Here is a 13191-nt window from a genome sequence, read left to right as displayed (position 1 = left end):
ATAATATATTGATTTTTAGAAAAAACCGTGTTAATCCGTGTAATCCGTAACTAAAATAAATCATCTTTTACCTGATCAATTAATTTTCAATCTTTAATTCCTAACCATGGAGCGCTTTGCAGCAATAGACTTTGAGACTGCTAATGGAAAACGGAGCAGCATTTGTAGCATCGGGATCGCTATTATTGAAGACAACCGGGTCGTCGACTCCATTTACACCTTGGTTCGTCCGTACCCGAACTTTTATACCCGGTTTACGACTGCCGTTCACGGCATAACCATGCAGGACACGATCGATTCGCCGGACTTTGAGGAAGCCTGGGCCGGAATCGCCGGCAAATTGCGGGATATCCCGCTTGTCGCCCATAACAGCCCCTTCGACGAAGGCTGCCTGCGGGCCGCCCACGAAGCCTACGACCTCGCCTATCCCAAATATCAGTTCTATTGCACCTGCCGCCTGTCGAGGCGTATCTATCCTTTCCTTGTCAACCACCAGCTACAGACCGTCGCCGCCTATTGCGGGTATGACCTGACTCATCACCACCATGCGATGGCCGATGCTTATGCTTGTGCTCATATCGCAGTGGCTATGATGCGGGAAAAAGGAGTCGGAAGGCTGTGTGATCTTTGATTATAATCTGTACATTTGTATGATCATATATTTGTATAATGTGTTTTTATGAGAAAACTAATTTTTGTATTGTTGGCCATTATGGGCTTTAGCCCTCTTTTCTGCCAGGAAAAAGCGACTTCCTGTAAATATACAGTTTTATTAACGGGAGCCTCTTTTGCTTCTCCTGAAAATGGTTGGTTTGAATTGGGGTGTGAAAAACTGGATGCCGTTTGCATGAATAGAGCGATAGGCGGGGAAGCGATTGCAAACACGGCAAATCGAATGATGGACGGGACGCTCTACTCACCGGAGGAATTGGAAAATATAGATGCGCTTGTTATTATGCACGTACATGACAAAGACGTGTTCGAAGGCTCAATGCTAAAAGCGAAGTATACAGACTACCCGACTCCTTTCGACCGTTCTAACTATGCAGCTGCCTATGATTATGTTATCAAACGCTATATTACGGAATGTTATAATCTCCAGTTCGACGAAAAATCCAAATATTACGGGAATAAAATGGGTAAACCTGTGATTATAGTGCTTTGTACACACTGGCATGACGCGCGAACTTTGTTGAACAGTTCGATTCGTAAATTGGCAGCTAAATGGGGATTACCCTTGGTAGAGTTTGATAAGAATATCGGTTTTTCTAAAGCGGAGCTGCATCCGGTTACCGGCGAACAAATCAGCCTGATTTATGCCCAAGATTCACAAATAACGGATGGCGTCAAATACGGATGGCATCCGAGACGTGGAAAAGATCAGTATATCCAGCAACGGATGGCAGCCGTATTTGTCGATGTAATGAAACGGATTCTTTCTGTTAAGCCCGGGCTTTAGAACTTTGTATCGGATAGCCTTTGCCGGCGATCCTGTCCACAACGATCGCGATCGCACCGTCGCCCGTCACGTTGCAGGCGGTCCCGAAGCTGTCCATTGCGATATAGAGGGCGATCATCAACGCCTGCAAGGTCTCGTTGAACCCTAACATACTTTGTAGCAAGCCAAGCGCAGCCATGATAGCCCCGCCCGGCACACCCGGGGCGGCAACCATCGTGACGCCCAGCATCATGATAAAGCCGGCAAGGGCGCTGAAGGTAACCGGTTCGCCCGACATATACATGATCGCCATCGCGCAAGCGGTGATCTTCATCGTACTGCCCGCCAGGTGGATGGTGGCGCAGAGGGGGACGACGAAGATGGCAATATTCTCACGCACGCCGTTCTTGACTGCCTGTGCCAGTGTCACTGGGATCGTGGCGGCTGAGGACTGCGTCCCCAGCGCGGTTGCATAGGCCGGAAGCATATTCTTTAGCAACCGCAACGGGTTTTTCCCGCTCACGCTCCCGGCGATCGTAAACTGGATAAGCAACAACAGCACGTGCAGCACGAAGATCACGATTATCACTTTCAGGAACATCGTGATCACGCTCATCACCTGCCCGCTCACCGTCATGTTCAGGAAGATACCGAAGATGTGGATCGGCAGCAAAGGGATGATAACCGCCTCGATCAGCTTGATAATGATCTTCTGGAAGTCGGAAAACATTTCACGCAACGCGCCTCCGTTGATATATGAAAGGCCCAGCCCGATGGTGAAGGAAAGCAACAGGGCTGTCATCACCTCCATCACCGCAGGCATCGCAACGGTGAAATAGGGCTGCAACATGAAATCTTCGGGATTCTCCATCGCCGTCAACTCGGCATTGACCGGGAGGATATGCGGGAAGATCGCTGAGCTACTAAAATAGGTGAAGAAACCGGAGAAGATGGTCGAGCCGTAAGCGATCAGCGCCGTCAGCGCCAGCAGCCTGCCGGCTCCTTTGCCCAATTCTCCGATGGCCGGCGTCACCAACCCCAGGATGATAAGCGGGATTGAGAACGACAGGAAATTGCCGAACAGCGAGTTAAACGTAACAAAGATACGGGCGATCCCACCGGGCAGGAACTGCCCGAACACAACACCGGCTGCGATGGCTATCACTACCTTAGCCAGCAACGATACTTTCAGTCTTTTCATTTTTCCGTTTTATTTTGAACCCGATGGCGGCAATCGTGATGCTCATCAACGGGCTGATTAGGTTAAAAAAGCAGTAAGGAAGATAGGTGAAAGTGGCAACGCCCAGGATCGTCGCCTGCGTCATACCGCAGGTGTTCCACGGGATCAGTACGGATGTGACCGTTACCGAGTCCTCTACCGTGCGGCTCAGCAGACGGCTTTCATATCCTTTCTTCTCATAAATATCTTTGAACATATTCCCGGTCAGGATGATCGAGATATACTGGTCGGCCGTACAGATGTTGAGGAACAGCCCCGATGCGACCGTCGAGGCAACCAGCCCCACCGTCCGTTTCATGAAGCGCAGGAATACGGATGTGATGCTTCCCAGCATACCGCTTGCCGCCATCGCTCCGCCGAAGCACATGGCGCAAAGGATCAGCCAGATCGTGTTCATCATCCCCGACATACCGCGCGTGGCGACTAAGTTGTTCAGTTCCGTATTGCCCGTTTCAACTCCCGTACTGCCGTAGAACGTCATCAACAGCCCCTTGAAATTGGATTGTATATCCGCTACCGGCAACCCGGAAATCTCCTGCAACAAGTGCGGCTGGAAGATCAGCGCGAACAGGCCCGCCAGCGCCGCCGAGATGAAAAGGGTGATGATCGACGGGACCCTTTTCGCGATCAAGATACCGGTGACGACCGGCACGATCAGCAACCAGGGCGTGATATGGAACGTGTTGTTTAGGGCAACCGAATATTGCTCGATCTGGTCCGTAGCCGTCGCCTCGTGCGAAAGCCCGGCTATCGTGAAGATGGCGAGCGTGATCAACAGGGATGGAATCGTTGTGATCATCATATACCGGATGTGTTTGAACAACGGCGTGTCTGTTACCGACGCGGCAAGGATCGTCGTGTCGGAGAGCGGCGAGATCTTATCCCCGAAGTAAGCGCCCGAAATGATCGCCCCTGCGATCCAGCCGTCGGAGAAACCTTGTGCCTGCCCGATGCCTAAGAGGGCGATCCCGATCGTGGCGATCGTAGTCCATGAACTTCCCGTCATGACTGAGACGACGGCACAGATGATACAGGTCGATGCCAGGAAAAAGCTGGGATGGATGATCTGCATCCCGTAGTAAATCAGGGTGGGGACGACACCGCTTATCATCCAGCTGCCCGACAACGCCCCGATGATCAACAGGATGATCAAGGCCGTCGCAACACCGGTGATATTGTTGATCATAGCCAGCTCCAACACCTTCCAGCGCACTTTGCTGTAGGTCATGGCGATCAGGCAGCAGACGGCTGTGGCGGTAAGCAGCACGATCTGGCTGCCGCCACTAAGGGAGTCGCTACCGAACGTGCGTATCGTTACAAACAGTAGGGTTACCAAAACAAGTATGGGAACCAGGGAAAGTAAGGGCGAAGGAATCTTCGTCGGATTATGCTCCATTCTCAATAATACTTATTTCTTATGTGTTTACTTAACTCTTTCACCCCTTCCGATGCTCCTTTGCGTATGAAATGGATATCGTTGCGATAGGCTTTCACCTCTTTCGGGTCGATGAGGTAGATCGGCTGGCCGCGGCGCACGTAGTTCAGCAGCCCGGCTGCCGGATAGACGTTGAGCGAAGTTCCGATCACCACAAAGATGTCGCAGTCTTCCACTAAGCGGATCGCCGGTTCTATCATCGGGACCGCCTCACCGAACCATACGATGAACGGGCGGAGTTGCACGCCGTGGGGATCTTTATCCCCGATGTGCAGGTCGGGATTCTCCGGCGAAATGTCATAAGTCGTATTCAGGTCGCACACCGAGCAGGCTTTCATCAGTTCGCCGTGCAGGTGCACCACATGGCTGCTCCCTGCGCGTTCATGCAGGTTGTCTATATTCTGGGTGATGATATGCACGTCGAACTCTTTTTCCAGCTCTGCAAGCCCGGTATGTCCGGCGTTGGGCTTCGTGTTCAGCAATTCCCGGCGTCGCTGGTTGTAAAAGTTGAGCACCAGTTCCGGATCGGCGGCAAAGCCTTCCGGGGTTGCCACATCTTCCACCCGGTATTTCTCCCACAGGCCGTCCGAGTCACGGAAGGTCGAAATACCACTCTCGGCGCTCATCCCGGCACCGGTCAGTACGACTAATTTCTTTTTCATAAGGCAGTTGTTCTATATACTTTACAAATATAGAAAAGAAAAATCATTCCGGCCTCCCAACTTTGCCTGCAAAAAGGATCGCCCCCGTACTTTTTTCTTTCAGCATGTACCCTTTAGTGAAAACGGTCGGCATCTTCCGGTAAAAGGATGCCGACCGTTTTTTTGTTGTTGCCCTATGGCCTGTTGCCAATCGGGGGAGTTCCTATTCCCTTGTTATCCTAAATTATTCAGAATATCCACCTTCCCTTCATTCACCAGGCGGTAGATCATTTCTCCGAACAATGTATTAACCCAGGCAAACCAGGAACGGGTGAACTTGGCTGGATCATCCTTGTAGAACGATTCGTGCATAAACCCTGTATCGGCATCCGTGTCGCGAAGCATCTTGACGCATTTGCGGATTTCCTCATCATCGTGGGTCGTGTTGCAACGCATAATGATACTCATCGGCCAGATATATCCGAAACCGATATGCGGGCCGCCTATACCTTCGCCGGCTTTACCCTGGAAGAAGTAGGGGTTTGCATCGCTGAGCACCATCTTGCGGGTATTCCGGTAGATGGGATCGTCTATCTCCACGCATCCCAGGTACGGCAGCGCGAGCAAGCTCGGAACATTGGCGTCATCCATAAATACATGATTGTAGAAACCGTCTACTTCGAATGCATATACTTTGCCATATTCGGGGTGGTTGATGATTCCGTATTTCTCGACAGCAGCCGCTACCTCGTCTGCCAATGAATCGCAACGGCGGGCAAAATCGTTATCGTTCTTGATCTCGCGCATCATCTCGGCCAACTGGCGGAGTGACGTGATGGCGAACAGGTTCGACGGGATCAGGAATCCGAACAGTGTCGCATCATCCGACGGACGGAACGATGAAACGATCAGGCCGACCGGATTGACCGGGCTGCCCCAACCGTCGTTCAGCAAGGTGTCGCCCTGACGGTCTGTCTTGCGCCTGAACTTGTACGGGCCGAGGTCGTCTTTACGCTGTTGTTCGATAAAGGTCTTGTAAACGGTCTTCATCGCTTTGTCCCAATCGGCATCGAAAGGAGAGGTGTCGCCCGTCTTTTTCCAGAAATGGTAGGCGAGGCGGATCGGGTAGCAGAGCGAGTCGATTTCCCATTTGCGCTCGTGCAGTTCCTTTTTCATGTCCGTAAAATCGCTTTCCCATTCGCTGCCGGTCGGTCCTTCGTTGAATCCGTTGGCATACGGGTCGATGTTGATGCACCAGGTCTGGCGGTTGATGACGCCGGCGAGCATGGTCTTCACCTTCGGATCGTCGTTGGCGAACTGGATGTGCGGGAATACCTGTGCAGACGAGTCGCGGAGCCACATGGCGTGGATATCGCCGGTCAGGACGAAGGTGTCGGGTTTGCCTTTCACCATCTTGTGTTCGCAAGTCGTGTCCAGCGTGTTGGGGAAACAGTTTTCGAACATCCAGGCGAGTTTCGGATCTTTCAACTTGGCTTTTGTGGTGGCGATCGCTTTTTCCACGGCCTCGGATGTGAACTGCCGTTTGCCTGGTGCCGGACGTTTACAAACGTATTGCATGGCGGAGGCGGTTCCCGTTAATGTGTTGGCGCTATTTTCAGCCATACGGGCGAACGAGTTCTGACCCACCATCAGGCCGGCGAGCGAGAGGCCGCCTGTTTTCAGAAAGTTTCTGCGTGTTGTCATCTTTGTTTGCTATTTATTTGATGTTATTGATTTCGGAGAAAAGTTCGACCATGCAGGCGTTGTCCAGCAGCCATTTATGCTCTTGGGTCTTGATGCCGGTCCAGTCGTTGTCGAGGAATCCGTTCACGTCGCGGGTATGATCCCACGCATAACGGGCGTTGTCCGCCATCGTCCGGATATATTCGGGGTTGTGGTCCACTTCGTAAAGGGCCGTCAGGCCGCGTAGCAGGATCACGTTGAACCAGGGGCTGGCGGTGTAGAAACGGGTTTCCGTTCCGTCTGCGCCTTTGCGTACTTCGGTGAAGCGTTGGTAGGCGCCTCGGGCGGTTTCCTGTGCGTCTTTCAGATAGGCTTCGTCGCCCGATTGTTGGTAGAGCAGGACGCCTGCCTGTATCATCTGCCCGCTGTTGTAAGTATATTTGGCCTTGTCTACGCTTCCGTCTAAGCGGACATTATCCCAGTAAACGAAGTCTTCCGGGTCGCGAAGGTTGTTTTTGGTCCAGTTGTATGTCTTCTTGGCCTGTTCGAGGTAGGCGTTGTCTTGCGTCAGGTTATACAGCTTCATGCAGAGGACGGTGGCAGGTGCGTTGGAGCAGGTGTTCTTGGATGTCTTCTTTTGCTCGCACCAATAGATACCGCCGCCCAGCACGTCGTCCCATCCGCTATATATATAATTGTATAGTGCCTGTGCCTTCTCTAAGTATTTCACGTTCTTCGTCAATGCGTACAGGTCGCAGAAATCGATCGCCAGCCAGTCGTTATCGTCATAGAAGCGGTCGCTCTCCCCGTTGAACATCGGGTAGCTCTGGTAGCAGAACGGTTCGCGCTTATCATCCCAGTACTGTTCCAGTCCCGGCAGGATCCGTCCTTCGAGCACTTTCAGATATTTCTCGTCTTCCGTCGTCCTGTACAGTGCAATCCCTCCCGAAAGCATTCCGGAGTAGGGCCAGAGGAACGATACCTCCTGATTGCGTTTCTGTTCGGCTCCTTCCGCCAGATAGGTGACCTGGTTGTCGGGATTGGCCGGATACGTTTCTTGCAACAAGCCGTACTTCTCGACGTTATACTTGTTCAGGATGTTGGTAAACATGGAATCGGCGATGGAGAGGTCGCGATCGGCAGAGGAGGATGCTGTCGTAGGATTACAAGACATCCCCCACAGCAGGTAATTACAAAGAATAATCAATAATGTCAATTGCTTCATGGTCTAATAGAATAAATATCATTTTCTTTGCAAAGATACTATTTATTCTATATATTGTTACTAAGTCTTGCCCTAACGAACAGGATGGAAGAGCCATTTTTGCATGAAGCCTATTGGAAAAGAAGGGTGGCTTTGCCTCGGATCGGGTGGCATGCAGGTCTACCCGATATCCATAGGGGACAGACTCCATTAGCTTATTATTCCCCCATCACGGGGCTTATTGTCGACCCAGGCTTATTGTTTGCTTTTTTCAAATACCCGTTAGTCTGAATCGAAACAGTAGTGCATAAAATTAGGTTTTATACCCCATCTATTTCGAATTACCCTTGCGGGTAATATTTTTTAAGAAACTCGCGATAATATAAAACGCTGGATGATAGCGAAATGTGAATATCCCCTTTTTAGGGGAGTTATTGTCTGATTTAACATTTGAAAAAGACGGATTTGCCTCTTTTCTGTTCTTTTGACAATCTGAAGAGGCAATCCCAATAAATGTCGGGTGAGTCGGCAGGCAATCTCCTGTTGCGGGAATTTGAATTCTCTGATGTTGTAGCTGAACAATTGTTCATTTGCTTCTGTTCTTACATTGCTTCTACATAGACGTTTTCGGCAATGCCCATATCGTTCGTTCTTCCATAAGTGATGCAAATGTAATAAAAAAGTGTTGCTGTTTGCAGTTTGTGTAGTTAAAAGCATTACTTTTGTGGTTCATAATTAGTTGAAAAGAAAAAGAATGGATAAGATTAGTTACGCACTTGGCTTAAGTATCGGAAATAATTTCCAGAACTCGGGCATTAATAATCTTCAGGTTGAGGATTTTGTAAAAGGATTGAATGACGTGCTGAGCGGAGCACAGCCGGAAATCGGTTACGATGAAGCAAAACAGGTTATCAACGATTACTTCATGAATCTTCAGAAAGAAAGACTGGAGCTTAATAAAAAAGCCGGAGAGGAATTTCTGAATATCAATAAGGGAAAAGCCGGAGTCGTTACGTTACCCAGCGGTTTGCAGTATCAGGTATTGAAGCAAGGCGAAGGTGTCAAGCCGACTGCTTCCGACAAGGTGAAATGCCATTATCACGGAACATTGATCAACGGAACCGTATTCGACAGCTCTGTAGAGCGTGGCGAACCTGCCGTATTCGGTGTGTCGCAGGTGATCCCGGGATGGGTGGAAGCGTTGCAGTTGATGCCGGTAGGTTCTAAATGGCGTCTTTTCATCCCTTCCAATCTGGCCTACGGCGAGCATGGTGCGGGCGATGCGATCGAACCGAACAGCGCATTGGTTTTCGACGTTGAATTATTGGACATAGTAAAATAACATAATAGAGAAAAATGAAAAAGATTAGTGTATTGGTTGCTACAGCGATTGTAGCTATGGGTATTACATCATGTGGTGATTCACATAAAAGTGCATCTTTGAAGACTGCCGCAGATAGCGTGAGCTATGCCATCGGTATCAGCACAGGTGCAGGTTATAAAGACAATTTAAAGACTCTGCCGGGCGATCCTGCTAACGTTGATGATCTGATCGCCGGCTTTATCCAGGCTATCAAGGGCGATTCTTCTGCTATGAAGATGACTCCGCAGGCTGCTCAGGCTTATGTTCAGACTTACTTCATGGAAGCTTCTGCAAGAGATGCAAAGAAGACCAAAGAAGAAGGCGAAAAGTTCCTGGCTGAAAACAAAACGAAGAAAGGCGTTCTGACAACCGAAAGCGGTTTGCAGTATCAGGTGGTTACGGAAGGTACAGGTGCTAAGCCGACTGCCGACGATAAAGTAAAAGTGCATTATACAGGAACTTTGCTGGACGGAACTAAATTCGACAGTACGATGGACCGTGGCGGCGAACCGGCTGAATTCCCGGTTGGCGGCGTGATCAAAGGTTGGACGGAAATCCTGCAGCTGATGCCGGTAGGTTCTAAATATATCGTCTGGGTTCCTTCAGAACTGGCTTACGGCGAACGTGGCGCAGGACAGGATATCAAACCGAACAGCACATTGAAATTCGAAATCGAATTGCTGGATATCGTAAAAGATAAATAAGAGACAAACTATCGTTTTATACGATATTGGGCGGGCGGAATATGTTAAATAGCATTTTTCGCCCGCTTTTATTATTTATTTCATACTTTTTTCTTTCACAATGATATAGTATTGAAATTAATTATATACTTTTGATACATTAAATCTAAAAAGGAAAGTAAAGTAAGCAAGCAATGGAGAAGATAGACAAACTGGACCGGCAGATATTGAACATTATTTCAAAAAATGCCAGGATTCCTTTCAAGGATGTAGCCGAAGAATGTGGTGTTTCGCGCGCTGCCATTCATCAACGGGTACAACGCATGATTGATATGAATGTGATCGTTGGGTCGGGCTATCATATTAATCCGAAGATTTTAGGTTATAACACTTGTACGTATATCGGTGTAAAACTGGAACGCGGCTCGATGTATAAAGATGTGGTTCCTGAATTCGAGAAGATTCCGGAAGTGGTGGAATGCCATTTTACGACGGGACCGTATACTATGCTGATCAAGTTATATGCGCGTGACAATGAACACCTGATGGAATTGCTGAACACGCAGATCCAGGAGATTCCGGGTGTGACGGCTACGGAAACGCTTATCTCTTTGCGTCAGAGTGTGAAACGTGAAATTCCGATTTGCGATATTTTCGATTAAGAAAAAATAGATAGTATGGGCCCGGCCTCGAATGAGTAGCCGGGCTTTTTTATATGCTCTACAATTTATATTTTTGCAGAAAAAGATAGAATGTTGAAGTTTTTATCAATCCTATTATTGTGTTGTCTTCCTGCCTGGTTGTGGGCAGGGGAGAATTATCGTTTTCGTGTCTATCTGAAAGATAAGGGGGACGACGGCTACCGGGTGGAAGAACCGGAGGCTTATCTCTCCGAACAGGCGATCGAGCGGAGAGCTAAAAATGGTATCGCCGTCACGGATGCCGATTTTCCCATATCCCGGTCGTATATCGACATGCTGTCGGAAACGGGCGCGACACCGGTCGTGCAAAGCAAATGGTTTGCGACCGTCGTGGTGGAAAGTCCCGACAGCGCCGTGGCCGAACAGTTGCAGCAACTGGCTATCGTCGATTCTGTCAAGTGGATCTGGAAAGGCAACCTGCGGGTTCCGGCCGGGGAAAAGGGAGAAGACCGTTTTGTGCCGGAGGATGAACCTCTGCATAATGAATATGGTTATGCTCATAAGCAGATCAAGATGCTGAACGGGATCAAACTGCACGAAGCCGGTTTCAGGGGCGAAGGAATGCGGGTGGCTGTCATCGATGCCGGTTTTATGAATGCGGACCGGATGTCGGCTTTTGATTCCTTGCAGTTGTTAGGCACGCATAATGTCGTTTTCCCCGGTGAAAGCGTATTTGTCGGAGACGACCACGGGACGAAAGTCCTTTCTTGCCTCGCTGCCGATATCCCGGGAGTGATGGTCGGGACTGCTCCGAAAGCTTCTTACCTGCTGCTCAAGAGTGAAGATAGTGATTCCGAATATCCGGTCGAGGAAGACTATTGGACTGCCGCGGTCGAATATGCGGACAGTGCCGGGGTGGACGTGATCTCTTCGTCACTCGGATATTTTGTTTTTGATGCGGACGAACTGTCATACGACCAAGCGGCTTTGGATGGAAAGACTGCCATGATCAGCCGGGCGGCCGGTCTGGCTGCCGCTAAAGGAATACTGGTGTTTTGCAGTGCCGGGAATGAGGGGAGCGGCGAGTGGAAAAAGATCACGTTCCCTTCGGATGCTGCCGGGGTATTTACGGTCGGCGCGATAGATGAAGACAAGAAAAAAAGCGGCTTCAGTTCCGTGGGCTTTACCGCGGACGGGCGGGTGAAACCGGATGCCGTTGCCTTGGGAACGGGCAGTTGCGTGATAGGGCCGGGCGGCAGTGTGCGGTATGCAAACGGGACCTCTTTTGCGACGCCTATCCTCGCCGGGATGGGAGTTTGTCTCTGGCAATCGTTGCCTTGGTTGAATCATAAGGAGATGATCGACTTGCTGCATCGTTCGTGTGACCGGTATAAACATCCGGATACGGAGCAGGGATATGGTATTCCCGATTTCTATAAAGCATATAAAAAGGAAAGGAAAAATGGGATACGGTCAAAATAAGCAGAATCAGGAACGGCAGGAGCTCTCTTTGCTGGAGTTGAATAACCGGGTGAAAGGGGCTGTCTTGAACACCTTCCCGGAGACGTGTTGGGTGCGTGCCGAGATGAGCGACGTGCGTACGAATGCGGCATCTGGGCACTGTTATCTGGAGTTTATCGAAAAGAATGCGGTAACCGGCCAGTTAGTGGCAAAAGCGCGCGGTTCCATCTGGGCAAAGACCTTCCGGATGCTGAAGCCTTATTTTGAGATGGAAACCGGTCAGATGTTTGCCTCCGGCCTGAAAGTGCTGGTGAAAGTGTCGATCGAGTTTCACGAATTGTACGGTTATAGCCTGACCGTGCTGGACATCGATCCTGCCTATACGTTGGGAGACATGATCCGGAAACGGATGGAGATCATCCGGCAATTGCAGGAAGAAGGTGTTTTCACGTTGAATAAGGAGTTGCCGTTTCCGACATTGCCCAAGCGGATCGCTGTTATCACTTCGCCTACGGCCGCCGGGTACGGGGACTTCCTGAACCAGTTGGCGAACAACAAGGCCGGCTATCCTTTCTACACGAAACTGTTTCCCGCTCTTATGCAGGGCGAACGGACGGAAGAGTCGGTGATTGCAGCACTGGACCGGGTGTACCGCTATGCCGATCACTTCGATGTGGTCGTGATTATCCGGGGCGGCGGTGCGACTTCGGACTTGAATAGTTTCGATTCCTATTTGCTGGCGGCAAATTGTGCGCAATTCCCGCTTCCCATCATAACCGGTATCGGGCATGAACGGGATGATACGATTCTGGATATGGTTGCCCATACGCGGATGAAAACGCCGACGGCTGTGGCCGAGTTCCTGATCGGGCAGATGGACAAGGCTGCCGGAGAAGTGGAAGAGTTGCAACAGGACGTTTCCAGGCTGGCAACCGATATTCTCTCTATGCAAAAGAATCTCCTGCAACTGTTGGGCAGCCGCCTTCCGGTCCTGGCGGTAAACCGGATCGAGCGCAGCCGTTCTTTGCTTCAACGGATAGGCATGCAATTACCGGCGAATGCCCATGCATTCCTAAAGCAACAGGCATCGAAGTTGGAGACGATGCAAGTGCGTTTGGCAAATCGTACGGAGACTTGTTTGGCGGAACGAAACCGCTTTGTCCAGCTGACGGAACAGTTCATCAAGATGGCTTCTCCCGACTATGTCTTGAAGCGGGGCTACAGCCTGACTTTAAAGGATGGCAAGATCATCAAACAGGCTGCCGGATTGACTGCCGGAGACGAACTGGTGACCCGTTTTGCGGACGGCGAAGTTCGCTCGGTGGTAAATGGAAAGCAGAATGGAAATTTACTCCAACCATAGACGCCCGTCTACTGACGGAGTAACAAAATATTGAACATT

12 protein-coding genes are annotated in these 13191 nt (G+C 50.1%); 7 read left to right on the top strand and 5 right to left on the bottom strand.

What is annotated here, in order from left to right:
- The first annotated feature begins 106 nt into the window (after positions 1–106).
- A complete protein-coding gene (locus ACPYIV_RS14030; protein WP_293732157.1) occupies positions 107–631 on the top strand; it encodes a 3'-5' exonuclease in 525 nt (174 codons plus the stop codon).
- A 48-nt stretch (positions 632–679) separates the two neighbouring features.
- Entirely contained in the window at positions 680–1459 is a 780-nt protein-coding gene (locus tag ACPYIV_RS14025; protein ID WP_425883573.1) for a DUF5040 domain-containing protein, read from the top strand.
- Here the strand turns inward: ACPYIV_RS14025 and ACPYIV_RS14020 are convergent.
- The 5 genes from ACPYIV_RS14020 to ACPYIV_RS14000 form a co-directional block, all read right to left on the bottom strand.
- Positions 1443–2639, bottom strand: a complete 1197-nt coding sequence (locus tag ACPYIV_RS14020; protein WP_293740367.1) for a dicarboxylate/amino acid:cation symporter — start codon at positions 2637–2639, stop codon at positions 1443–1445. The genes ACPYIV_RS14025 and ACPYIV_RS14020 overlap by 17 nt on opposite strands.
- Positions 2608–4074, bottom strand: a complete 1467-nt coding sequence (locus tag ACPYIV_RS14015; protein ID WP_299362540.1) for a Na+/H+ antiporter NhaC family protein — start codon at positions 4072–4074, stop codon at positions 2608–2610. The genes ACPYIV_RS14020 and ACPYIV_RS14015 overlap by 32 nt, the downstream gene beginning before the upstream one ends.
- A 2-nt stretch (positions 4075–4076) precedes the next feature.
- Positions 4077–4775, bottom strand: coding sequence for an SIR2 family NAD-dependent protein deacylase (locus ACPYIV_RS14010; protein WP_425883571.1), 699 nt, complete (start codon positions 4773–4775; stop codon positions 4077–4079).
- Between the two features lie 213 nt (positions 4776–4988).
- The gene (locus ACPYIV_RS14005; RefSeq protein ID WP_293732161.1) at positions 4989–6458 is read right to left on the bottom strand and encodes a glycoside hydrolase family 125 protein; all 1470 of its coding nucleotides are present in this window, start codon (positions 6456–6458) and stop codon (positions 4989–4991) included.
- 13 nt (positions 6459–6471) lie between these two features.
- Positions 6472–7611: a glycoside hydrolase family 76 protein gene (locus ACPYIV_RS14000; RefSeq protein ID WP_425886524.1), complete on the bottom strand. Its 1140-nt coding sequence runs from the start codon at positions 7609–7611 to the stop codon at positions 6472–6474.
- 784 nt (positions 7612–8395) lie between these two features.
- Between ACPYIV_RS14000 and ACPYIV_RS13995 the strand changes: the two genes are divergently transcribed.
- From ACPYIV_RS13995 to xseA, 5 genes are all read left to right on the top strand, one after another.
- Positions 8396–8983 (top strand): FKBP-type peptidyl-prolyl cis-trans isomerase, encoded by a 588-nt coding sequence (locus ACPYIV_RS13995; protein ID WP_293732162.1) that lies wholly within the window; start codon positions 8396–8398, stop codon positions 8981–8983.
- Between the two features lie 14 nt (positions 8984–8997).
- Entirely contained in the window at positions 8998–9708 is a 711-nt protein-coding gene (locus tag ACPYIV_RS13990; RefSeq protein ID WP_293732163.1) for an FKBP-type peptidyl-prolyl cis-trans isomerase, read from the top strand.
- Positions 9709–9881: 173 nt separating this feature from the next.
- Complete coding sequence (locus ACPYIV_RS13985) at positions 9882–10349, top strand: Lrp/AsnC family transcriptional regulator (RefSeq protein WP_293732164.1); 468 nt, start codon at positions 9882–9884, stop codon at positions 10347–10349.
- A 90-nt stretch (positions 10350–10439) separates the two neighbouring features.
- Positions 10440–11810, top strand: coding sequence for a S8 family peptidase (locus ACPYIV_RS13980; protein ID WP_293732165.1), 1371 nt, complete (start codon positions 10440–10442; stop codon positions 11808–11810).
- On the top strand, positions 11791–13152 hold the full coding sequence (xseA, locus tag ACPYIV_RS13975) for an exodeoxyribonuclease VII large subunit (RefSeq protein ID WP_425883567.1): 1362 nt from the start codon (positions 11791–11793) through the stop codon (positions 13150–13152). Before ACPYIV_RS13980 ends, xseA begins: the two co-directional genes overlap by 20 nt.
- The last annotated feature ends 39 nt before the right edge of the window (positions 13153–13191 follow it).

The sequence above is a fragment of the Parabacteroides vesiculifaciens genome (genome assembly GCF_049860805.1).
Classification (GTDB): Bacteria; Bacteroidota; Bacteroidia; order Bacteroidales; family Tannerellaceae; genus Parabacteroides.
Note: the sequence above shows the minus strand (reverse complement) of the source record. Positions and strands in the feature narration are given on the sequence as shown.

Coding starts and splice junctions, on each gene's coding strand:
- ACPYIV_RS13995 (WP_293732162.1), top strand. CDS start 8,396: ATGGATAAGATTAGTTACGCACTTGGCTTAAGTATCGGAAATAATTTC.
- ACPYIV_RS14020 (WP_293740367.1), bottom strand. CDS start 2,639: ATGAAAAGACTGAAAGTATCGTTGCTGGCTAAGGTAGTGATAGCCATC.
- ACPYIV_RS13985 (WP_293732164.1), top strand. CDS start 9,882: ATGGAGAAGATAGACAAACTGGACCGGCAGATATTGAACATTATTTCA.
- ACPYIV_RS14025 (WP_425883573.1), top strand. CDS start 680: ATGAGAAAACTAATTTTTGTATTGTTGGCCATTATGGGCTTTAGCCCT.
- ACPYIV_RS13980 (WP_293732165.1), top strand. CDS start 10,440: ATGTTGAAGTTTTTATCAATCCTATTATTGTGTTGTCTTCCTGCCTGG.
- ACPYIV_RS14030 (WP_293732157.1), top strand. CDS start 107: ATGGAGCGCTTTGCAGCAATAGACTTTGAGACTGCTAATGGAAAACGG.
- ACPYIV_RS14010 (WP_425883571.1), bottom strand. CDS start 4,775: ATGAAAAAGAAATTAGTCGTACTGACCGGTGCCGGGATGAGCGCCGAG.
- ACPYIV_RS14015 (WP_299362540.1), bottom strand. CDS start 4,074: ATGGAGCATAATCCGACGAAGATTCCTTCGCCCTTACTTTCCCTGGTT.
- xseA (WP_425883567.1), top strand. CDS start 11,791: ATGGGATACGGTCAAAATAAGCAGAATCAGGAACGGCAGGAGCTCTCT.
- ACPYIV_RS14000 (WP_425886524.1), bottom strand. CDS start 7,611: ATGTCTTGTAATCCTACGACAGCATCCTCCTCTGCCGATCGCGACCTC.
- ACPYIV_RS13990 (WP_293732163.1), top strand. CDS start 8,998: ATGAAAAAGATTAGTGTATTGGTTGCTACAGCGATTGTAGCTATGGGT.
- ACPYIV_RS14005 (WP_293732161.1), bottom strand. CDS start 6,458: ATGACAACACGCAGAAACTTTCTGAAAACAGGCGGCCTCTCGCTCGCC.